This window comes from Staphylococcus pasteuri (assembly GCF_003970495.1).
Lineage (GTDB): Bacteria > Bacillota > Bacilli > Staphylococcales > Staphylococcaceae > Staphylococcus > Staphylococcus pasteuri.
Window position 1 is genome coordinate 56,043 of sequence record NZ_RXWW01000024.1, and the last position, 24,394, is coordinate 80,436.

At 31.2% G+C, this 24,394-nt stretch carries 19 protein-coding genes; 18 read left to right on the forward strand and 1 reads right to left on the reverse strand.

Translation table 11 applies throughout. The features are described 5' to 3' along the window. Positions 1-51 precede the first annotated feature (51 nt). From CD121_RS03660 to whiA, 18 genes are all read left to right on the forward strand, one after another. Positions 52-1,356 carry a DEAD/DEAH box helicase family protein gene (locus tag CD121_RS03660; protein WP_246456618.1) on the forward strand — a complete coding sequence of 435 codons (1,305 nt, stop codon included), beginning with the start codon at positions 52-54 and terminating at the stop codon, positions 1,354-1,356. Next, entirely contained in the window at positions 1,357-2,031 is a 675-nt protein-coding gene (locus CD121_RS03665; protein WP_126567466.1) for a ComF family protein, read from the forward strand. Between the two features lie 62 nt (positions 2,032-2,093). Next, entirely contained in the window at positions 2,094-2,669 is a 576-nt protein-coding gene (hpf, locus tag CD121_RS03670) for a ribosome hibernation-promoting factor, HPF/YfiA family (protein ID WP_017638181.1), read from the forward strand. A 571-nt stretch (positions 2,670-3,240) separates the two neighbouring features. Next, positions 3,241-5,775 carry a preprotein translocase subunit SecA gene (gene secA, locus CD121_RS03675; RefSeq protein ID WP_029056486.1) on the forward strand — a complete coding sequence of 845 codons (2,535 nt, stop codon included), beginning with the start codon at positions 3,241-3,243 and terminating at the stop codon, positions 5,773-5,775. Positions 5,776-6,061: 286 nt separating this feature from the next. Beyond that, a protein-coding gene (gene prfB / locus CD121_RS03680; protein ID WP_126567467.1) for a peptide chain release factor 2 occupies positions 6,062-7,169 on the forward strand; the annotation gives its coding sequence in 2 pieces (ribosomal slippage) (positions 6,062-6,133 and positions 6,135-7,169; 1,107 coding nt in all). Positions 7,170-7,571: 402 nt separating this feature from the next. Further along, positions 7,572-8,369: a COG3942 and LysM peptidoglycan-binding domain-containing protein gene (locus tag CD121_RS03685; protein WP_070452471.1), complete on the forward strand. Its 798-nt coding sequence runs from the start codon at positions 7,572-7,574 to the stop codon at positions 8,367-8,369. 202 nt (positions 8,370-8,571) lie between these two features. Next, positions 8,572-9,213, forward strand: coding sequence for a YfbR-like 5'-deoxynucleotidase (locus CD121_RS03690; RefSeq protein WP_017638176.1), 642 nt, complete (start codon positions 8,572-8,574; stop codon positions 9,211-9,213). 5 nt (positions 9,214-9,218) lie between these two features. Then, positions 9,219-9,446 carry a CsbA family protein gene (locus CD121_RS03695; protein WP_017638175.1) on the forward strand — a complete coding sequence of 76 codons (228 nt, stop codon included), beginning with the start codon at positions 9,219-9,221 and terminating at the stop codon, positions 9,444-9,446. A gap of 339 nt (positions 9,447-9,785) precedes the next feature. Next, positions 9,786-11,771 (forward strand): excinuclease ABC subunit UvrB, encoded by a 1,986-nt coding sequence (gene uvrB, locus CD121_RS03700; RefSeq protein WP_029056489.1) that lies wholly within the window; start codon positions 9,786-9,788, stop codon positions 11,769-11,771. A gap of 7 nt (positions 11,772-11,778) precedes the next feature. Beyond that, positions 11,779-14,619, forward strand: coding sequence for an excinuclease ABC subunit UvrA (gene uvrA, locus CD121_RS03705; protein WP_046466466.1), 2,841 nt, complete (start codon positions 11,779-11,781; stop codon positions 14,617-14,619). 272 nt (positions 14,620-14,891) lie between these two features. After that, a complete protein-coding gene (gene hprK, locus CD121_RS03710) occupies positions 14,892-15,824 on the forward strand; it encodes an HPr(Ser) kinase/phosphatase (RefSeq protein WP_070452466.1) in 933 nt (310 codons plus the stop codon). Between the two features lie 7 nt (positions 15,825-15,831). Beyond that, positions 15,832-16,668: a prolipoprotein diacylglyceryl transferase gene (gene lgt, locus CD121_RS03715; RefSeq protein ID WP_017638171.1), complete on the forward strand. Its 837-nt coding sequence runs from the start codon at positions 15,832-15,834 to the stop codon at positions 16,666-16,668. Between the two features lie 7 nt (positions 16,669-16,675). Beyond that, positions 16,676-17,158 (forward strand): acyltransferase, encoded by a 483-nt coding sequence (locus CD121_RS03720; RefSeq protein ID WP_017638170.1) that lies wholly within the window; start codon positions 16,676-16,678, stop codon positions 17,156-17,158. A gap of 18 nt (positions 17,159-17,176) precedes the next feature. Next, complete coding sequence (locus tag CD121_RS03725) at positions 17,177-18,616, forward strand: tetratricopeptide repeat protein (protein ID WP_126567468.1); 1,440 nt, start codon at positions 17,177-17,179, stop codon at positions 18,614-18,616. A gap of 64 nt (positions 18,617-18,680) precedes the next feature. Then, positions 18,681-19,622, forward strand: coding sequence for a thioredoxin-disulfide reductase (gene trxB, locus CD121_RS03730; protein WP_029056494.1), 942 nt, complete (start codon positions 18,681-18,683; stop codon positions 19,620-19,622). Positions 19,623-19,797: 175 nt separating this feature from the next. Continuing rightward, the gene (gene rapZ / locus CD121_RS03735) at positions 19,798-20,709 is read left to right on the forward strand and encodes an RNase adapter RapZ (RefSeq protein ID WP_017636950.1); all 912 of its coding nucleotides are present in this window, start codon (positions 19,798-19,800) and stop codon (positions 20,707-20,709) included. Beyond that, the gene (mgfK, locus tag CD121_RS03740) at positions 20,706-21,701 is read left to right on the forward strand and encodes a gluconeogenesis morphogenetic factor MgfK (protein WP_046466468.1); all 996 of its coding nucleotides are present in this window, start codon (positions 20,706-20,708) and stop codon (positions 21,699-21,701) included. The genes rapZ and mgfK overlap by 4 nt, the downstream gene beginning before the upstream one ends. A gap of 152 nt (positions 21,702-21,853) precedes the next feature. Beyond that, positions 21,854-22,798 (forward strand): DNA-binding protein WhiA, encoded by a 945-nt coding sequence (gene whiA, locus CD121_RS03745; RefSeq protein ID WP_017636948.1) that lies wholly within the window; start codon positions 21,854-21,856, stop codon positions 22,796-22,798. Between the two features lie 134 nt (positions 22,799-22,932). On the opposite strand, the gene CD121_RS03750 is transcribed toward whiA, so the two are convergent. Then, a complete protein-coding gene (locus CD121_RS03750) occupies positions 22,933-23,952 on the reverse strand; it encodes a tyrosine-type recombinase/integrase (protein WP_126567469.1) in 1,020 nt (339 codons plus the stop codon). Positions 23,953-24,394 lie beyond the last annotated feature (442 nt).

Genomic DNA, 24,394 nt, shown 5'->3' on the forward strand with positions numbered 1-24,394 from the left:
TATAGAGGACATATTGGATTGTACATCAACAATCTAGTATGTCTTTTTATTTTGGAGGAAAATAAAATATTACAATATGGAAAAATCATTCAACCAGATGTGACATTAACTAATGAACAGATCGCAAATATAAGTAAAGGCGTCATATTGAAAAATAATCGATGGCATTGTGTTCAATGTGAAACGAATAAACAAATATATTTTCATAGTTACTATTCTGATTATAATGAGAAGGAAATTGTTTATTGTAGAAAATGTATTCAATTAGGTCGTATGGATAGTCAGACTGATTATAGAATATTGCAGAGTAAACAAAAAGTTTCAGAATGTAATTATCAATTAGACTTCAATCTTTCTGAACAACAAAACTATGCTTCAAAACAAATTGTAGATGCTATAAAAGAGAAAAGAAAGATACTGCTTTATGCAGTAACCGGAGCAGGAAAGACAGAAATGATTTTCGAAGGTATAAAAGTAGCTAGAAATAAAGGTGATAACATAGCCATTATATCACCACGAGTTGATGTAGTTGTAGAAATAAGTCAACGTATTAAAGATGCTTTTTCTCAAGAAAACATAGATGTGTTACACCAAAATTCACCACAACAATTTGATGGACATTTTATCATTTCAACCGTGCATCAATTATATAGATTTAAAAATCATTTTGACATCATTATTATTGATGAAGTAGATGCTTTTCCGCTTTCTATGGACGATGATCTAATTAGTGTGATTCATTCAGCCTCTAAACATTCAGCATGTCAAATTTTCATGACAGCAACACCACCGAGAAAACTATTATCTTCCATAGAAAAAGACAATGTAATTAAACTGCCTGCAAGATTTCATAGACAACCTTTACCAGTTCCAATTTTCCAATATTTAAAATTCAACTCTCGAAAAATTCAATTTAAGTTATTAAATATTCTGATAGAACAAATACAATGCCAACGTTATACATTAGTATTTTTCAATCATATTAATAGCATGATTGAAGCCTATGAGCACTATCAATCACATATTCCAAATTTAATCTATATTCATAGCGAAGATGATGAGCGGTTTGAAAAGGTTAATTCCCTAAGAGAAGGTAAGCATCCAATAGTTTTCACAACAACCATTCTCGAAAGAGGGTTCACCATGGAAAAATTAGATGTAGTCGTTACAGAAGCGGATCAATTTTCAAAGGAGGCATTGATTCAGATAGCAGGTCGTGTAGGAAGAAAGAAACAAGCGCCAACAGGAAAAGTAATTTATTTGCATAATGGTGTATCAATGGCAATGATTTTAGCAAAGAAGGATATTAAAGACATGAATAAATTAGCTATTAGGAAAGGCTGGCTAGATATATAAATGCAACGATGTTTACAATGTTTAAATCCAATCAACGAAGCTATAACGATTATTAATTTTTATAAACCTCCAAGTGTTATATGTGAAAAGTGTTCTGAATTGTGGCAGAGAATAAGTTTAAAAGACGAATTTAAAAGGTGTACCCGCTGTTTAAAAGCTTTAGATAAAGATGAACAAAATTGTGAGGATTGCTTATTTTTAAAACAACATTTTAATATTGATTACCAATTAATATGTGATTATAAATACGAAGGAATTATGAAAGATATGATACATCAATATAAATTCTTGAAAGATCAATATTTAAGTAAGGTCATTGCTGAAATGATTAACGTACCAAAAGTGGATTATGATTATATCATTCCTATACCATCTCCCCATGAACGTAATATAATGAGAACTTTTAATCCAGTTGTAGAAGTATTAAAAGCTAAAAATGTGACTTACGATAATATATTGTCAATGAAATTAAGACCTAAACAAGCAAACTTAAATAAAAGATTACGCATAAAGGAAAGTAATCCATTTTATATTAATGAAGAAGTTGATTTAACTAATAAAGCAATATTACTCATAGATGATATTTATACAACAGGATTAACTATTAACCATAGAATGTGTAAATTATCTGAATTAAATGTCAGAAAATTCAATGTGTTTGCGTTTGCAAGATAAGTGCGACGTGGTAAAATATAATTAAGCATTACCAATATAAGAGGTTAAAGGAGAGATTGACTATGATTAGATTTGAAATTCATGGAGATAACCTCACTATCACAGATGCAATTCGCAACTATATTGAGGAAAAAATTGGTAAGTTAGAGCGTTACTTTAATAATGTGCCAAATGCAGTTGCACACGTTAAAGTTAAAACTTATTCAAATTCAACTACTAAAGTTGAAGTAACAATCCCTCTTAAAGATGTTACTTTAAGAGCTGAAGAAAGACACGATGATTTATATGCAGGTGTTGATTTAATTACGAATAAACTTGAACGTCAAGTTAGAAAATATAAAACTCGTGTAAATCGTAAGCACCGTGATCGTGGTGATCAAGAAGTATTTGTTGCTGAAGTTCAAGAAGCACCACCTGAAGAAATTAGTGGCGCAGAAGAAAGTACAGACAATGATATTGAAATCATCCGTTCTAAACAATTTAGTTTAAAACCAATGGATTCTGAAGAAGCAGTTTTACAAATGAACTTACTAGGTCATGATTTCTATATCTTTACTGATCGTGAAACAGATGGCACTAGTATTGTATATCGTAGAAAAGATGGAAAATACGGTTTAATCGAAACATCTGAACAATAAAACTTAGATAAAGCTTATCTTAATTGAAATAAGCAAATTTGTTTTTATAATTAAATGGACAGATAGATATGGGGGAGTGAGATTAGGGATTCATATAGGAATTCCTTCTCACTTCCTTTTTATATTTAAAGCTACTTGATAGATTAATGAATGAAAATTTATGGTTTAATAGAGGGTAAATAAAGCTTATTTATATATAGTCTCACATATCATACAACGTTAACCATTATTGAAAATAACGAATTTCATATACCGTATAATAAATTTCGTAATTTATGCGAAGTTTATTTATTTGAGACGAGAAATAATACATAGTAACATGTTAGAATTAACTTGTTGACAATTCATTAGATTCAACATAAACATAGCATCATGCTAACTAAAATTTAGATGTTTGAATTTATGAAGAAAATAGCGTAAAGTATGTAAGCCTTAAAGACAAAAAATATTTACGTCATTGATAAAGGATAATTAGATATCCGAATGAGTATTTAAGTATAATTCTAAATGTATAAATGGTAAGATAAATTGTTGAAAGCCAAACAGTTTTTTAGCTAAAGGAGCGAACAGAATGGGATTTTTATCAAAAATTGTTGACGGCAATAAAAAAGAAACGAAAAAACTAGGTAAATTAGCTGACAAAGTACTCGCATTAGAAGAAGATACAGCTATTTTAACTGATGAAGAGATACGTAATAAAACGAAAGAATTTCAAGAAGAACTTTCTAAAATTGAAGATGTAAAAAAACAAAATGATTATTTAGATAAAATATTACCTGAAGCATATGCGCTTGTAAGAGAAGGTTCAAAACGTGTATTTAATATGATTCCTTACAAAGTTCAGGTAATGGGTGGTATTGCGATTCATAATGGTGATATTGCCGAAATGAGAACTGGGGAAGGTAAAACATTAACTGCAACAATGCCTACATATTTAAATGCATTAGCAGGTCGTGGTGTGCATGTTATCACTGTCAATGAATACTTATCTAGTTTCCAAAGTCAAGAAATGGCTGAATTGTATGAGTTCCTAGGTTTAACAGTTGGTTTAAACTTAAACAGTAAAACAACGACAGAAAAACGTGAAGCATACGCTCAAGACATCACATATAGTACTAATAATGAATTAGGCTTTGATTATTTAAGAGATAACATGGTAAATTATGCTGAAGAACGTGTAATGCGACCACTTCATTTTGCTATCATCGATGAGGTCGATTCTATTTTAATTGATGAAGCAAGAACACCATTAATTATTTCTGGGGAAGCTGAAAAATCAACATCTTTATATACTCAAGCAAATGTATTCGCCAAAATGCTTAAAGCGGATGAAGATTATAAATATGATGAAAAAACTAAATCTGTAAACTTAACAGAACAGGGTGCCGACAAAGCTGAACGTATGTTCAAAATTGATAATCTATATGATGTACAAAACGTAGATATTATTAGTCACATTACAACAGCATTAAGAGCTCATGTTACGTTACAACGTGACGTTGACTATATGGTTGTTGATGGAGAAGTACTTATCGTAGACCAATTCACAGGTCGTACAATGCCTGGTAGACGTTTCTCTGAAGGTTTACACCAAGCGATAGAAGCTAAAGAAGGCGTTCAAATTCAAAATGAATCTAAGACAATGGCATCTATCACATTCCAAAACTATTTCAGAATGTACAATAAATTAGCTGGTATGACTGGTACAGCTAAAACAGAAGAAGAAGAGTTCAGAAATATATATAATATGACAGTAACTCAAATTCCTACTAATAAACCAGTTCAACGTGTTGATAAATCAGACTTAATTTATATTAGTCAAAAAGGTAAATTTGATGCAGTTGTAGAAGATGTAGTTGAAAAACACAAAAAAGGTCAACCAGTTCTATTAGGTACTGTAGCTGTTGAAACGTCAGAATATATTTCAAACTTATTGAAAAAACGAGGCGTTCGACACGACGTTTTAAACGCTAAAAACCATGAACGTGAAGCAGAAATCGTAGCAGGAGCAGGTCAAAAAGGCGCTGTAACGATTGCCACAAACATGGCAGGTCGTGGTACAGATATTAAACTAGGTGACGGCGTTGAAGAAATCGGTGGTTTAGCGGTTATAGGTACAGAACGTCATGAATCACGACGTATTGATGACCAATTACGTGGTCGTTCTGGTCGTCAAGGTGATAATGGTGATAGCCGATTCTATCTTTCACTACAAGATGAACTAATGGTACGTTTTGGTTCAGAACGTTTACAAAAAATGATGAACCGACTAGGTATGGATGATTCTACACCTATTGAATCTAAAATGGTTTCAAGAGCTGTAGAATCCGCACAAAAACGTGTTGAAGGTAATAACTTTGATGCACGTAAACGTATCCTAGAATATGATGAAGTGTTACGTAAACAACGTGAGATTATTTATAAAGAAAGAAACGATATCATTGATAACGAAGATAGCTCACAAGTTGTAGATGCAATGTTACGTTCAACATTACAACGAGGCATTAACTATCATATTAACGAAGAAGAAGAAAACTTAGATTATCAACCATTTATTAACTATATAAATGATGTTTTCTTACAAGAAGGCGAATTAAAAGAATCAGAAATTAAAGGTAAAGATTCTGAAGATATTTTCGAAGTGGTATGGGCTAAAATTGAAAAAGCTTATGCTGAACAAAAAGAAACACTTGGCGATCAAATGAACGAATTCGAACGAATGATTTTATTACGTTCAATTGACAGTCATTGGACAGATCACATTGATACAATGGATCAATTACGTCAAGGTATTCATTTACGTTCATATGCACAACAAAATCCATTACGTGATTATCAAAATGAAGGACATGAATTATTTGATATAATGATGCAAAATATCGAAGAAGATACATGTAAATTTATTTTGAAATCAGTAGTACAAGTTGAAGATGACATTGAACGTGATAAAACAACTGATTTTGGTGAAGCAAAACATGCATCAGCTGAAGATGGTAAAGAAAAAGTTAAACAAAAACCTATAGTTAAAGGTGAAGAAATAGGTCGTAATGACCCTTGTCCTTGTGGAAGTGGCAAGAAATATAAAAATTGCCATGGTCAAGCATAATTTTGTGTAAAACAATGACAATAATATTTGATAGCCTGGGGCATAATTGTCTCAGGCTTTCACTTTTTGTAGAATTTAAAAAAACGGAGTTTAAAGAAGAGTTAAATGCTGTTAGCAAGCATTCATCTCTTTGATGACACGTTTATTTATCATACACTGCACTTAATCTTGAATATGATAGAATATAAATGTATAAAAATGATGGATCTGTTTATTTAAGATTAATTAAAAATAATATTTATGTTAAAACAATAAATCAAACTACAAGTGAAATAGGAGAGACATTATGGAATTATCAGAAATCAAACGAAATATAGATTCGTATCAAGACAATTTAAGTCAAATTAGGGGGTCTCTTTGACTTAGAAAATAAAGAGACTAATATACAGGAATATGAAGAAATGATGACTGAACCTAATTTTTGGGACAATCAAAATAAAGCACAAGATATTATAGATAAAAATAACGCTTTGAAATCTATCGTTAATAGTTATTATAAATTAGACGAAGCTGTTGAAGATATGTCAGCAACTGTTGAACTTTTACAAGAAGATTATGACGAAGACTTGAAACAAGAATTAGAAAATGACGTCGTTGCATTTAAAGAAGATATTGATCGTTTCGAATTACAATTACTGTTAGACGGTCCATATGATGCGAATAATGCTATTTTAGAGCTACATCCTGGCGCAGGTGGCACTGAATCACAAGATTGGGTGAGTATGTTATTAAGAATGTACCAACGCTATTGTGAACAGAGTGGTTTCAAAGTAGAAACAGTTGACTATTTACCTGGTGATGAAGCAGGAGTGAAAAGTGTGACATTATTAATTAAAGGTCATAACGCTTATGGTTATTTAAAAGCTGAAAAAGGTGTGCATAGGTTAGTTAGAATTTCACCTTTTGATTCGTCAGGTCGACGTCATACATCATTCGCATCTTGTGACGTTATTCCAGACTTTGATAACGATGAAATTGAAATCGAAATTAATTCTGATGACATTACAGTTGATACATTTAGAGCATCTGGTGCAGGTGGACAACATATTAATAAAACAGAATCAGCAATTAGAATTACCCACCATCCTACTGGTATTGTTGTTAATAACCAAAATGAACGTTCACAAATTAAAAACCGTGAAGCAGCTATGAAAATGTTGAAATCAAAATTATATCAACTTAAATTAGAGGAACAAGCACAAGAAATGGCAGAAATTCGTGGAGAACAAAAAGAAATAGGATGGGGAAGTCAAATTCGTTCATATGTATTCCATCCTTATTCAATGGTAAAAGATCATCGTACCAATGAAGAAACTGGTAAAGTAGATGCTGTAATGGATGGAGATATTGGTCCATTTATTGAATCGTATTTAAGATGGCAAATGGATAAATAAGTTATAAGTTAAATAGGCAACAATTGGAATAATATTTTGAAAGGTGCTTACGTGATAAGCGCCTTTTTAATTTATAATTTTTTAAGTATGTAGTAGTTAAATGTTTTGAAATCCATTTTAATAACGCAAATACGTATATTTGAAAAAGACTATAACTAAATAACTCTATGCAATTAGTAGTTTGTAATATTACTCAGTAATATTTTGACTAGGTGTAAAAATAGCCTAAAAAATTAATGGGATGACTGATACTAATGAATTTGTAATGAAATATATATGGCAAGTTTATATTATTGTGTATAAATATTATATTACATCAATTTAACATTACTCATTTTAAAATAATATTGTGGTATATTAAATTCATCAAATTAGAATTTACAACAAAGGAATGACATATTAATGAAGAAGACGTTTTTAGTATCATTATCATCAGCAGCTGCATTTATTGCATTAAGTAATGTTGCAGACGCTCAAGAACAAACATCTATATCTAATGTTAATGCATCTCAGAATGTAGCAGCAGTTGAAGCTGACAGCACGAGCCAATATATCGTCAAATCAGGTGATACGTTGTATCAAATCGCTTTAGATCATGATATTACTTTAGACGAATTGTATAAACTTAATCCTGGAGTAACACCATTAATTTTCCCTGGAGATATTATTGTAGTATCGCCAACAGGATTAGCAAACCAAGTTCAAAATACATCATATAGCTCTAATCAATTCGAAGCTGAAGAACCAATTCCATCAGCAAGTACACAATATAATAATGTGCCACAAGTATCAGCACCTCAAGTACAATATACAGCAGAACCATCGTATGAAGGTTCAAATGGTTTACATTCAATAAGTAATTCTGGGAACTTATATGCATTTGGTAATTGTACTTATTATGCATTTAATAGACGTGCTGAATTAGGCAAACCAATTGGTAGCCTTTGGGGTAATGCTGCTGACTGGGCTACCAGCGCTAGAAATGCAGGTTTCACAGTAAACAATACTCCAGTTGCAGGAGCAGTATTCCAATCTAATCCAGGTACTAATGGTGCTGGAGGATATGGGCATGTAGGTGTTGTTGAAAAGGTAAATAGTAATGGTACACTTACAGTTTCTGAAATGAACTGGAACGGTGGATTTAATGTTAAATCATATAGAACAATCACAAATCCAGGAAGTTATAATTATATACACTAATCTTTAACATTTAATAGGATTAAAATAGCAGTAATACAATGACTTAAAATTATTGTATTGCTGCTCATTTTTTATCGATATTTTGTGTACTAAGTGAAGGTTTTGAAAACGATATTAGGATATTGCTTTTAATCATAACGATGATTGGTATAATAAAAAATAAGTCTTCATCTATGATTAAATATAAAGGAGGCATCACACAATGGGCATTCATCAATATTATAAAAGATTATCTGATTTGGAAAAGCTTATTAGGTTGCCTGGCAAATTTAAATATTTTGAACATAACGTAGCTGCGCATTCATTTAAAGTAACTAAAATAGCACAATATTTAGGTACTGTAGAAGAATATAATGGTAATGTCATTGACTGGAAAAGTTTGTATGAAAAAGCTTTGAACCATGATTTTGCAGAAGTGTTTACTGGAGATATCAAGACCCCTGTAAAATATGCTAGTAGAGAGTTGAAAATGCTTTTTTCTCAAGTTGAAGAAGAAATGGTAGAGAATTTTATCGAAGAGGAAATTCCTTCTCAATATCGTGATATTTATAGATTGAGACTACAAGAAGGTAAAGATGACTCTATAGAAGGTCAAATACTAGCTGTAGCAGATAAAATTGATTTACTTTATGAAACGTTTGGAGAAATACAAAAACGTAATCCCGAACCATTATTTTTCGAAATATATGAAATGAGTTTAGAAACGATTATGCAATTCGATCATTTAGCTTCTGTTCAAGATTTTATTGATAATGTAATTCCTGAAATGTTAACTGAAAACTTTATCCCAAGAACAGAATTACGTGAAACGACAATGACAATACTTAATAAAAGAAACAGGTGAAATAAATGATTTGGTATGCATGTGCTGCATTTTTTCCTTGTATATTAATCGTTCTCTTTAGTGTAGTTACTAAAAATAAATGGATTGGTACTTCCGTAACTTTAATATTAATAGCTACGTCAATTTATAAAGGCTTTTTCCACAATGAATGGATTATCTTTATAGATGTTGTATCATTGCTAGCCGGATATTTAATCATAGATCAATTAGAATTTCACAAAAGAGAAGAATAACAGAAACAATACACTGAATTAACCATCATGATAAATAAATATTAGTTTAGAAAGCAAGCATAGTTCGTTAACTATGTTTGTTTTTTGTTTATCATATAATATAAAAAAATTAGCGAACAAATGTTTGTATTTCGTGGTAAAAATTTGTTAAAATAGATAATAAATTATGAATAAATAATCCCATGTATACTTATAAGAACAGACTGATGCATGACTAATAAATAATAAGGGAAATAGATTAATAAATTCGTATAGTAGGAGTAACACTCTTTCAAAGATACTCAATTAACAATAAGTAATAGATTTTAGATGTAAACAACATAGGAGGCGTATGTCGTAATGGTCGAACATTATCCATTCAAATTAAATTCAGAGTTTGATCCACAAGGTGACCAACCTGAAGCTATAAAGAAAATTGTAAAGGGTGTTGAAGAAGGTAAAAGACATCAAACATTACTTGGTGCAACTGGTACGGGTAAAACATTTACAATGAGTAATGTGATTCAACAAGTGGGTAAACCTACATTGATAATCGCACATAACAAAACATTAGCTGGCCAATTATATAGTGAATTCAAAGAATTTTTCCCTGAAAATAGAGTGGAATATTTCGTTAGTTATTATGATTACTATCAACCTGAAGCATATGTACCATCTACGGATACCTTTATAGAAAAAGATGCTTCTATTAATGATGAAATTGATCAATTAAGACACTCTGCGACAAGTGCATTGTTTGAGAGAGACGATGTTATCATCATTGCTAGTGTAAGTTGTATTTATGGTTTAGGTAACCCAGAAGAATATAAAGATTTAGTTGTTAGCGTCCGCGTTGGTATGGAAATGGAACGCAGCGAATTACTAAGAAAATTAGTAGATGTACAATATACTAGAAATGATATAGATTTCCAAAGGGGTACATTTAGAGTCCGCGGTGATGTGGTAGAAATTTTCCCAGCATCTAGAGAAGAAATGTGTATTCGAGTGGAATTTTTCGGAGATGAAGTAGATCGAATTAGAGAGGTTAACTATTTAACTGGCGAAGTTATTAGAGAACGTGAGCATTTTGCTATATTCCCAGCATCTCACTTCGTTACTCGTGAAGAAAAAATGAAAGTAGCAATCGAACGTATTGAAAAAGAATTGGAAGAACGATTAAAAGAATTAAGAGATGAAAATAAATTACTTGAAGCCCAAAGATTAGAACAACGTACAAATTATGATTTAGAAATGATGCGAGAAATGGGCTTCTGTTCAGGTATTGAAAACTATTCAGTTCATTTAACATTACGACCACTAGGTTCTACACCTTATACATTATTAGATTACTTTGGTGATGATTGGTTAATTATGATTGATGAATCTCACGTAACATTGCCTCAGGTTAGAGGGATGTATAATGGTGACAGAGCGCGTAAACAAGTTTTAGTTGATCATGGTTTCAGATTGCCAAGTGCTTTAGATAACAGACCACTAAAATTTGAAGAATTTGAGGAAAAAACAAATCAATTAGTATATGTATCAGCAACGCCAGGACCATACGAACTAGAACATACTGATGAAATGGTCGAACAAATTATTAGACCTACAGGATTACTAGATCCGAAAATTGATGTACGTCCAACAGAAAACCAAATTGATGATTTGTTAAGTGAAATTCAAGATAGAATTGATAAGAATGAAAGAGTACTTGTTACAACGTTGACGAAAAAAATGAGTGAGGACTTAACTACCTATATGAAAGAAGCGGGTATTAAAGTAAATTATCTTCATTCAGAAATTAAAACGCTTGAAAGAATAGAAATTATTCGAGATTTAAGAATGGGTACATATGATGCCATCGTTGGTATTAATTTACTAAGAGAGGGTATAGATATTCCTGAAGTTTCTTTAGTAGTCATTTTAGATGCGGATAAAGAAGGATTTTTACGTTCTAATCGCTCATTAATTCAAACAATTGGACGAGCAGCACGTAATGATCGAGGCGAAGTAATCATGTATGCTGATAAAATTACAGATTCTATGAGATACGCCATTGATGAAACACAAAGACGTCGTGAAATACAAACAGCGCATAACGAAAAATATGGTATTACGCCTAAAACAATTAATAAGAAAATTCATGATGTTATTAGTGCCACTGTTGAAAATGACGAAACAAATGAAAATAAACAAACTGAACTACCTAAGAAAATGACTAAAAAAGAACGACAAAAAACGATAGAAAATATAGAAAAAGAAATGAAAAAAGCAGCTAAAGATTTAGACTTTGAAAAAGCAACAGAACTAAGAGATATGTTATTTGAATTAAAATCAGAAGGGTGACAATTAAATGAGAGAACCATCCATAGTAGTGAAAGGTGCAAGAGCGCATAATTTAAAAGGTGTCGATATTGAATTACCTAAAGACAAATTAATTGTAATGACAGGTATTTCAGGTTCAGGTAAGTCTTCATTAGCCTTTGACACTATTTATGCAGAAGGTCAAAGAAGATATGTAGAATCATTAAGTGCATACGCACGACAATTTTTAGGTCAAATGGATAAACCAGATGTAGATACTATTGAAGGATTATCACCGGCTATTTCTATTGATCAAAAGACAACAAGTAAGAACCCACGATCTACAGTTGCAACCGTAACTGAAATTTACGATTATATCAGATTATTATATGCTCGAGTGGGTAAACCTTATTGTCCAAACCATAATATTGAAATAGAGTCACAGACTGTTCAACAAATGGTAGATAGAATATTAGAATTAGAAACGCGAACAAAAATTCAATTGTTAGCTCCTGTGGTTTCACATCGTAAAGGAAGTCATGAAAAGCTAATCGAAGATATTGGTAAAAAAGGTTATGTACGTTTACGAGTAGACGGAGAAATTGTTGATGTTAATGAAGTGCCAGATTTAGATAAAAACAAAAACCATACTATAGAAGTTGTTGTTGATAGACTAGTAATTAAAGAAGGAATTGAAACAAGACTAGCAGATTCTATAGAAACAGCACTTGAATTATCTGAAGGAAGTTTAACAGTTGATGTGATTGATGGAGAAGACCTAAAGTTCTCTGAAAATCATGCATGTCCTATTTGTGGATTCTCAATTGGCGAATTAGAACCCCGAATGTTTAGTTTTAACAGCCCATTTGGTGCTTGTCCTACTTGTGATGGGTTAGGTCAAAGATTAACAGTCGATATGGATTTAGTTATACCTGACCCAAACAAAACACTAAACGAAGGTGCCATTGAGCCATGGGAGCCAACAAGTTCAGATTTTTATCCAACTTTACTAAAACGTGTCTGTGAAGTTTATAAAATTAATATGGATAAACCTTATAAAAAACTTACCGATAGACAGAAAAATATATTAATGCATGGCTCAGGCGATAAAGAAATTGAATTTACATTTAACCAACGATTTGGTGGCGGCAAACGTAAAAGAAAAATGGTCTTTGAAGGTGTTCTTAATAATATTGATCGTCGATATCATGAATCACCATCAGAATATACTCGTGAAATGATGAGTAGATACATGACCGAGTTACCTTGTGAGACTTGTCATGGCAAGCGTTTAAGTAAAGAGGCATTGTCTGTTTATGTTGGTGGATATAATATAGGCGAAGTTGTTCAAGATTCGATTAAAGAAGCATTGAAATATTATCAAAACATTGAACTATCAGAACAAGACCAAGCAATAGCAAATCAAATTCTTAAGGAAATTATTTCACGTCTAGCTTTCTTAAATAATGTTGGGCTTGAATACCTTACATTAAACCGTGCTTCTGGAACATTATCTGGTGGTGAAGCACAACGAATTCGATTAGCAACACAAATTGGGTCTCGTTTAACAGGTGTACTTTATGTTTTAGACGAACCTTCAATAGGTTTACATCAGCGTGATAATGATCGTCTAATTAACACACTTAAAGAGATGCGGGATTTAGGAAATACATTGATTGTTGTAGAACATGATGATGATACGATGCGTTCTGCAGATTATTTAGTGGATGTAGGTCCAGGTGCTGGTAGTCACGGTGGTGAAATTGTTGCACAAGGTACACCAAAACAAGTGATGAAAGATAAAAACTCATTAACTGGACAATATTTAAGTGGTAAGAAGAAAATTGATGTACCTGAATATCGTCGGGAAGTTACGAAAAAGAAAATTAGTATTAAAGGTGCTAAAAGCAATAACTTAAAAAATGTAGATGTTGATTTCCCTCTATCAGTAATGACTGTAGTGACAGGTGTATCAGGCTCAGGTAAAAGTTCATTAGTTAATGAAGTGTTATATAAATCTCTAGCACAAAAAATTAATAAATCTAAAGTGAAACCTGGAGAATATGATTCTATTAAAGGCATAGATCAATTAGATAAAATTATCGATATTGATCAATCACCGATTGGTAGAACACCACGTTCAAATCCAGCAACTTATACAGGCGTGTTTGATGATATAAGAGATGTTTTTGCTCAAACCAATGAAGCTAAAATACGTGGCTATCAAAAAGGTCGTTTTAGTTTTAACGTTAAAGGCGGACGTTGTGAAGCTTGTAAAGGTGACGGTATTATTAAAATAGAAATGCATTTCTTACCAGATGTTTATGTTCCTTGTGAGGTATGTGACGGTAAACGATATAATAGAGAAACACTTGAAGTCACATATAAAGGTAAAAATATTGCTGATGTTTTAGAAATGACTGCTGAAGATGCAACTCATTTCTTTGAAAATATCCCTAAGATTAAACGTAAACTACAAACATTAGTAGATGTTGGTTTAGGATATGTCACATTAGGACAGCAAGCAACAACTTTATCTGGTGGTGAAGCACAACGTGTTAAACTCGCATCAGAATTGCATAAACGCTCTACTGGACGTTCCATTTACATTTTAGACGAACCAACAACTGGTTTACATGTTGATGATATTAGCAGATTATTAAAGGTATTAAATCGTCTTGTTGAAAATGGTGATACTGTTGTGATTATTGAACATAACTTAGATGTCATTAAAACTGCAGATCATATTATTGATTTAGGACCAGAAGGTGGCGATGGTGGCGGAACGATCGTTGCTACTGGTACGCCTGAAGACATTGCGAATGTAGAAAACTCTTATACAGGACAATATTTAAAAACTGTATTAGAAAGAGATAGAAATAAAGATTAATCATAAAAGAATGATGTTATAATTTATATTAAGGTGATTTCAGAGTATACTGGAATCATCTTTTTTAAATGTAGATATTTATCATCCAAATTAAAAAGAATACACATTTTTCAAAAACAATATACATAATAAAGTATTCAATAAGGCATAATTTATAGAGCGTATTTTCTAAATATTAAATAAGCGTAACTTTTTGATATAGAAAGTAGTTTGATTTTTGATATGATTAAAGAAAGCGAAATTGTAGTAACATTTCAAATAGAGGTGAACACATGTTAACAACTGAAAGATTAGTTGAATTATTAAAATTAGAATTAATAGCTGGGGAAGAAGGATTAAATAAACCTATTAAAAACACAGATATCTCTAGACCTGGTTTAGAAATGGCTGGTTACTTCTCACATTACGCTTCAGACAGAATACAATTATTAGGTACGACTGAGTTATCATTTTATAATTTACTTCCAGATGATGAACGTCAAGGAAGAATGAGAAAATTATGTAGACCAGATACGCCTGCAATTATAGTAACAAGAGGATTAGAGCCTCCTGAAGAATTAGTTGAAGCAGCAAAAGAATTAAATACACCACTTATTGTTGCTAAAGATGCAACGACAAGTTTAATGAGTAGATTAACTACATTTTTAGAACATGAACTAGCAAAAACAACATCATTACATGGCGTACTAGTTGATGTTTATGGTGTAGGTGTTCTCATAACTGGTGACTCTGGTATCGGTAAAAGTGAAACAGCATTAGAATTAGTTAAAAGAGGACATAGATTAGTTGCTGATGACAATGTTGAGATAAGAGAAATTACTAAAGATGAATTAATAGGTAAACCACCAAAATTAATAGAACATTTATTAGAAATACGTGGTTTAGGAATCATTAATGTGATGACATTATTTGGGGCGGGCTCAATTTTAACTGAAAAACAAATCCGTTTAAATATTAATTTAGAAAACTGGGATAAAGAAAAGTTATACGATAGAGTCGGCTTAAACGAAGAGACTTTACGTATTTTAGATACTGAAATCACGAAAAAAACAATTCCTGTAAGACCTGGACGAAACGTTGCAGTTATTATTGAAGTTGCTGCTATGAACTATCGTTTAAATATTATGGGAATAAATACAGCAGAAGAATTTAGCGAACGACTTAATGATGAAATTGTTCGTAACAGTCATAAAAGTGAGGAGTAATTAGTTTATGGATTTAACTTTGAGTTATATTGATCCTGTCGCATTTCACCTAGGTCCATTACAAATACGATGGTATGGAATTATAATTGCTTGTGGTATCTTAATAGGGTATTTTGTAGCACAAGAAGCTTTGAAGAGAGTTGGTCTACATAAAGACACATTAGTAGATGTTATCTTTTATTGTGCCATATTTGGTTTTATTGTAGCTCGTATATATTTTGTAATATTCCAATGGCCATATTACATGCAAAATCCAGGAGAAATACCTAAAATATGGCATGGCGGTATAGCTATCCATGGAGGATTAATAGGTGGCTTTATTACAGGAGTTATCGTATGTAAATTAAAAAATTTAAACCCATTCCAAATTGGAGACATTGTCGCACCGAGTATTATTTTAGCTCAAGGTATCGGACGATGGGGCAATTTCATGAACCATGAAGCACACGGCGGTATAGTATCTAAAACATTCTTGGAACAACTTCATATACCTCGATTTATTATTAATAATATGTATATTGATGGTCATTATTATCATCCAACATTTTTATACGAATCAGTATGGGATGTGTTAGGATTTATCTTATTAATTTCGATTAGAAAGCATTTGAAACTAGGAGAAACATTCTTCTTATATCTAATTTGGTATTCAATAGGTCGTTTCTTTGTTGAAGGACTTAGAACAGACAGCTTGATGTTGACAAGTCATATAAGAGTGGCACAATTAGTATCGGTTATACTTATCATTATTAGTATTATTTTAATTATTTATAGACGATATAAATTTCAACCACCTGTTTATAAAAATGCTGGTCCATTAAGTTGGCCAAAGCAAAAGGTGTAGATTTTCAATGAGAAAACTCCAAACACATGATAGATATCAAAAATCATCGATTAATCCATTATGGCAAATATATCGACTAATACGTTTTCCAAAAGTGTTTAAACAAACATTAATAATTGAAATTTGTCGAGTAATGCCAAATTTAAAATTAAAAAATGTTATCTATCGTAAGTATTTAAAAATGAATATTGGCAAACAAACTGTATTCGCATATAAAGTAGTACCAGATTTGTTTTATCCCGAATTAATAACTGTTGGCAACAATAGTGTGATTGGTTATAATACTACAATATTAACGCACGAAATTTTAGTGGATGAATTTAAATATGGTAAAGTTCAAATAGGTCATAATACATTAATAGGTGCTAATGTGACAATACTTCCTGGAGTAACTATTGGAAGTCATGTCACCATTGGTGCAGGAACAGTTGTCTCAAAAGATGTGCCAGATTGCGCATATGCGATTGGTAATCCTATAAAAATAAATTAAAGATGGAGGTGACAATCTTTGGCAGATAAAAACAATAAAATTATTTCAATGGCTTTTGATGAACCGTTTTATCGTAAAATGGCTAATCAGAAGTGGAAGCAACAAGATTATAAAAAAGCAGTCGATTATTACGGTAAAGTGCTAGAATTGTCACCTGAGGATTTTGATATTCAATTAAACTATGCTCAATGTTTAGTAAAACTAGGTTTTGGAAGCCAAGCTGAAAAGGTATTTTATGAAAATATTATAAATGATAGACGTAAGGCAGATAGTTTTTATGAGTTGAGTCAGTTAAACATTGAATTAAATGAACCAAACAAGGCATTCTTGTTTGGTATTAATTATGTATTAATTACAGATGATCAAGATTTCCGAGATGAGCTTGAACAAACATTCGATGTGTCGTATTCAAACGAACATCAAATAGAAATCGAAGCACAACTATTTGCAGTACAACTATTATTTCAATTTTTATTTTCACAGGGACGTTTAGAAGAAGCGAGAACTTATATTTTAAATCAAGATGAAGATATTCAAAATCATCGAGTGATAAAAAATTTATTAGCGATGTGTTATTTATATTTAGGCGAATATGATATAGCAAAGGACATGTTTGAAGAGTTACTAAATGAAGATAATTCAGATGTTCATGCACTGTGTCATTATACGTTACTACTTTACAATACAAATGATATGGATAAATATAAGCGTTACTTAAATATTTTAAACAAAGTCATGCCAATGAATGACGATGAAAGTTTTAAATTAGGTATTGTCTTAAGTTATTTGAAACAATATCATGCTTCTCAAAAATTATTGCTTCCTTTATATAAAAAAGGGAAATTTGCTTCTATTCAAATGTTTAATGCCTTAAGCTACAATTATTATTACCTAGGAAATAAAGATGAAAGTATTCAATTTTGGAACAAGTTATTACAAATTTCTAAAGTTGATGTAGGTTTTCCACCATGGGTAATTGAAGAAAGTAAACATGTATTTGATCAACGTATTTTACCTTTATTAATGGACGACGATAGTCATTATAGATTATATGGTATATTCTTGTTGAATCAATTGAATGGTAAAGAAATATTGATTACAGAAGAAATTTGGGCCGTATTAGAAACGATGAATGATTATGAGAAACTATATTTAACATACTTAGTTCAAGGTTTGACACTAAATAAATTAGATTTCATACATCGTGGCATGGTCAAATTATATCAATTTGATGAATTTAGAAATGATACATCTTTATTTGTTCAATGGATAGATCAAGCTGAATCAATTATTGCAGATCAAGCTTATTTAACAGAATTAGATAGATATTTAGGTGCGTTCTTATATTTGTATTATCAACATACCAACCAAAAATTGACTAAAAAGCAAATAAAAGAATGGTTTGATATTAGTAATTATAAACTTGATAAAACGATAACTTATATTCTGAGCATATAAATTTATGAAATACTTATTTTGATATATAATGCGTTTAATGATTATTAAGTAGGAGGGCAAGTAAATGACTGAAGTAGATTTTGATGTAGCAATTATAGGTGCAGGCCCTGCTGGTATGACGGCTGCAGTTTATGCATCACGTGCAAATTTAAACACTGTTATGATTGAACGTGGTATGCCAGGTGGCCAAATGGCAAATACAGAAGAGGTAGAAAACTTTCCAGGATTTGAAATGATTACTGGACCAGATTTATCTACAAAAATGTTTGAACATGCGAAAAAATTTGGCGCTACTTATCAATATGGTGATATTAAATCAATAGAAGATAAAGGCGACTATAAAGTAGTTAATTTAGGAAACAAAGAAATTACTGCACATGCAGTTATTATTTCAACTGGTGCTGAATATAAAAAAATAGGCGTACCAGGTGAACAAGAATTAGGCGGACGTGGCGTAAGTTATTGTGCAGTATGTGATGGTGCATTCTTCAAAAATAAACGTTTATTTGTTATCGGCGGTGGTGACTCAGCAGTTGAAGAAGGTACATTCTTAACAAAATTTGCTGATAAAGTGACGATTGTCCACAGAAGAGACGAATTACGCGCACAAAGTATTTTACAAGATCGTGCATTTAAAAATGATAAAGTTGATTTTATTTGGAGCCATACATTAAAAACAATAAATGACAAAGATGGCAAAGTAGGATCAGTAACTTTAGAGTCAACTAAAGATGGTTCAGAAGTAACATACGATGCAGATGGCGTATTTATTTATATTGGTATGAAACCATTAACTGCACCATTCACTGATTTAGGTATTACAAATGAAAATGGTTATATTGTAACTCAAGCTGATATGAGTACAGATGTACCTGGTATCTATGCTGCAGGCGACGTAAGAGATAAAGGTTTACGTCAAATTGTAACAGCAACAGGTGATGGTAGTATTGCGGCACAAAGTGCGGCTGATTATATTGAAAGTATTAAAGATAAATTAGAAGCTTAAATATCGTTTATAACAAGAAATAAAGCTAGAGCAATAGGAGGATTATAACAATGATAATCCATTTGTTGTTCTAGCTTTTTTATAAGTATTGATTACATTCCTTTGTGAAAATGAGTGTGGTATGATGAACCTATTAATATATGAATATCAACTGAACTGGCGGTGAACCGATAAAATGGTAAATTCTGAAAAAGAAATTGGGAAAAGTGAATTACTTGTTGTCACTGGATTATCTGGTGCAGGAAAATCTTTAGTGATTCAAAGTCTAGAAGATATAGGTTATTTTTGTGTAGATAACTTACCACCCGTACTATTACCTAAATTTGTTGAATTGATGGAACAAGGTAATCCATCATTACAAAAAGTGGCTATTGCAATAGACTTAAGAGGTAAAGAACTGTTTAAATCATTGGTTAAGGAAATTGATTTAATTAAAAGTAGAAATGACGTTATTGTAGACGTCATGTTTTTAGAAGCAACAACTGAAAAATTAATTTCAAGATATAAAGAATCTAGAAGAGCACATCCTTTAAATGAAAAGGGACAACGTTCACTTATTGATGCTATTAATGAAGAACGTCAACATCTTTCACGAATTAGAAGTATTGCAAATTATGTCATAGACACAAGTCAACTTAAACCTAAAGAATTAAAAGCTAGAGTAGTTAATTACTATGAAGATGAAAACTTTGAAACATTTACAATAAACGTCACTAGCTTTGGTTTTAAACACGGTATACAAATGGATGCAGATTTAGTATTTGATGTTCGATTTTTACCAAACCCATACTATGTTGAAGAACTACGTCCATTAACAGGCATGGATGAAGAAGTTTATACGTACGTTATGAAATGGAAAGAAACCGAAATCTTCTTTGATAAATTAACTGACTTATTGAAATTTATGATTCCTGGTTATAAAAAAGAAGGCAAGTCACAGTTAGTCATAGCAATTGGCTGTACTGGAGGTCAACATCGCTCAGTAGCATTAACTAAACGTTTAGGAGAATATCTTAACGACGTTTTCGATTATAAAGTATATGTTCATCATAGAGATGCACATATTGAAAGTGGAGAACAACAATGAGAAGAATGAAAGTAGTTTTAATTGGCGGAGGGACTGGTTTATCTGTATTGGCAAGGGGTCTAAGAGAGTTTCCTATAGATATTACTGCCATAGTTACTGTTGCTGATGATGGTGGAAGTACGGGTAAAATTCGTAATGAAATGGATATTCCAGCACCTGGGGATATAAGAAATGTGATTGCTGCACTGAGCGACTCGGAGTCTGTACTAACTCAATTATTCCAATATAGATTTGAAGAAAATCAAATTAGTGGTCATTCTTTAGGAAATTTATTAATTGCGGGGATGACAAATATTACTAATGACTTTGGACATGCTATTAGAGAACTAAGTAAAGTTTTAAATATTAAAGGTAAAGTAATTCCATCTACCAATACAAGCGTTCAGTTAAATGCTATTATGGAAAATGGTGAAATCGTATATGGCGAATCAAAAATTCCGAAGAAACAAGAAAAAATAGAAAAAGTCTTTTTAGAGCCAGATGATGTAGAACCTATGGAAGAAGCGGTTGAAGCGTTAGAAGAAGCTGACTTGATTGTATTAGGTCCTGGATCACTATACACGAGTGTTATTTCTAATCTTTGTGTCAAAGGGATTTCTAAAGCCTTAATTAATTCATCTGCACCTAAATTATATGTAGCTAATGTTATGACTCAACCTGGTGAAACAGACGGCTATACAGTGAAAGAACATATTAATGCATTGCATCGCCAAACAGGTCAATCATTTGTAGATTATGTTATTTGCTGTACCGATCAATTCAATGAGAATGTTTTAAGAAAATATAAAGAGAAAAATTCTGATCCTGTTGATGTAAATGTTGAAGAATTAAAGCAAGATGGAATAGAAGTCATTACGGCTTCAAATCTAGTCGAAATATCTGATGAACATTTTGTAAGACATAATACAAAAGTGTTATCAACATTAATTTATGAAAAAGCATTAGATCTTATTAGTACAATTCAATTTGATCCAAATGATAATCGTAAATAATATTTTAGTTATTGGATACAGATGAAACTTGATTTTTTATTGAAAGATAAAAAATTGAGATGAGACATTTAATCCATTTTGAAATAAAATTAAAAAATGTAGTTATTATCACATAAATCAAAAGGGCAATGTTAGAAAGGAATGAATGTTCTATGAGCTTTGCATCAGATATGAAAAATGAATTAACTCGTATAGATGTAGATGAAGCTAATGCAAAAGCAGAGCTCAGTGCATTAATTCGTATGAATGGGGCATTAAGTCTATCCAATCAACAGTTTGTGATTAATGTTCAAACTGAGAATGCAACTACCGCAAGAAGGATATATTCCCTAATCAAACGTATTTTTAATGTAGAAGTAGAAATATTAGTACGTAAAAAAATGAAATTAAAGAAAAATAATATTTATATTTGTCGTACAAAAATGCGAGCAAGAGAAATTCTTGATGAGCTAGGTATATTAAAAAACGGTGTATTTACACATGAAATAGATCCAGATATGATTCAAGACGATGAAATGAGACGTAGTTATTTACGTGGCGCATTTTTAGCGGGTGGATCAGTCAATAACCCAGAAACGTCATCATACCATTTAGAAATATTTTCTCAATTTGAAAATCATTCTGAAGGTTTAACGAAGTTGATGAATAGTTACGAATTAAATGCGAAACATCTTGAGCGTAAAAAAGGTAGCATTGTTTATTTAAAAGAAGCAGAAAAAATTTCCGACTTCCTTAGTTTAATTGGTGGCTACCAAGCACTGTTGAAATTTGAAGATGTAAGAATCGTCCGTGATATGAGAAATTCAGTAAACCGATTAGTGAATTGTGAAACAGCAAATTTAAATAAAACAGTAAGCGCTGCAATGAAACAGGTTGAAAGCATTCAATTAATAGATCAAGAAATAGGTTTAGATAATTTACCAGATCGATTAAGAGAGGTTGCCAAGTTAAGAGTTGAGCACCAAGAAATTTCCTTAAAGGAATTAGGGGAAATGATATCAACTGGCCCCATATCAAAATCAGGTATGAACCATCGTTTAAGAAAATTAAATGAATTAGCTGACAAAATTCGAAATGGTGAGAAAATAGAATTGTAAAAAAGAACCCCATTAACGTGGGATTCTTTTTTGTAAATATATAATAGTTGCTTATTTTAGCCCCCTCGAAGGAGATTTATAAATACTACAACAATGGTTATTAAAGCATTTGAAGTCCCTACAGAGTCCCTAAACTACATCTTTTCTAAAATATTAGTCGTTTTTGTTTCTTCTTCACTGTATTTTTCTTCTAATAAATGTGAGTAAACAGATGTAGTAATTGCTATATTTTTATGACCTAACCGTTTTGAAATATAGTAAATAGAAATACCTTTGGCTAATAAATATGAACAATGTGTATGTCTAATAGCATGTGATGTAATGATAGGTATTTCATTTACTTCACATGCTTTTTTTAATGTTTTATTTATTGCATTCACAGTAATAATACTACCAGTATCTTTAAAAATGTAACCATCATAACTGATGATTAAATTATTTATCATATCTGATTTGGCTACACTTACATATCTAGGAGAAGTATCTGTTTTATGTTCGTTAATGTATATTTGATTTTTCAACTGGTTTATATATTCTAACTTCATATATCTAACACCGCTGATTCGACAACCAGTACAAATCATGATAAATAAAGCTAATGCTGATCTACTATTTATAGTTTTTAAATATGCTTTTAACTTTTCATAATCGTTTAAAGATATATATTTTTCTTTTTCTGGCTTAGTAGGATTGCCAGCTTTATAATTCACTTTGTAGGTTGGATTTTTGTGTATTAACCCATCATAAACTGCGTCTTCTAAAGCAGAACGAATAGCACCGTTTGTTTTTCTTATCGTTTCTTTAGCGTGTTCTTTAGAAAAGTCATTTATAAACTTTTGATAGACTTGTTTGTTAATTTTTGATAATTCCGTGTTACCAATTTTATGATCCTGAATATGCTTTAAAGTAAAACGATAATGACGATAAGTGTTTTCATTAACAACTGGTTGTTTATATGTTTTAATCCAGTTCTCAAAGTATGCTTTTAATGTAATATTGTGATCTGTATTAAAACCATTTTGCAACTCATTAAGTTTATCCATTCCTGCAGAATTTGCCTCTCGTTTTGTCCTAAAACCTTTTTTGCGATATCGTTTACCTTCATATTTAAACTCATATTGCCACTTTTCACCATCATAACGTCGTGTTTGCATACTATCTCTCCTCAAAAAGGTAAAAATAATAAGGGTAAGTATATTACCCCTTTAAAATATTCTCAAATTAAACCTTTAAAAATAAGCAATAATATTATTAGAATTACAAAATAAATTAATATGTATACTAAATACCCTTTTATTGTCATTTTCTTTTCTTGAATACGCAGAACTAGATAAAAAGAATGTAAAAACAACATAACGATTATGATGATAGTACTAAATAGGAAATAAAACATAATAAGAAATAGTCCTTTCTCATATAAGAAATATTATATGTTATCGATTTTGTCATTGTTGTGATTTACATCTTTTTAATGTATCAATTATTTGAGTTATGATCTAATTTACTTTCGACATTTTTAAGCACTTTTCGTACTTTATAATTAGAAATATTTTTAGGTAAAGCGTATTTAAAATATTTATTTTTATTTGTTTGTAC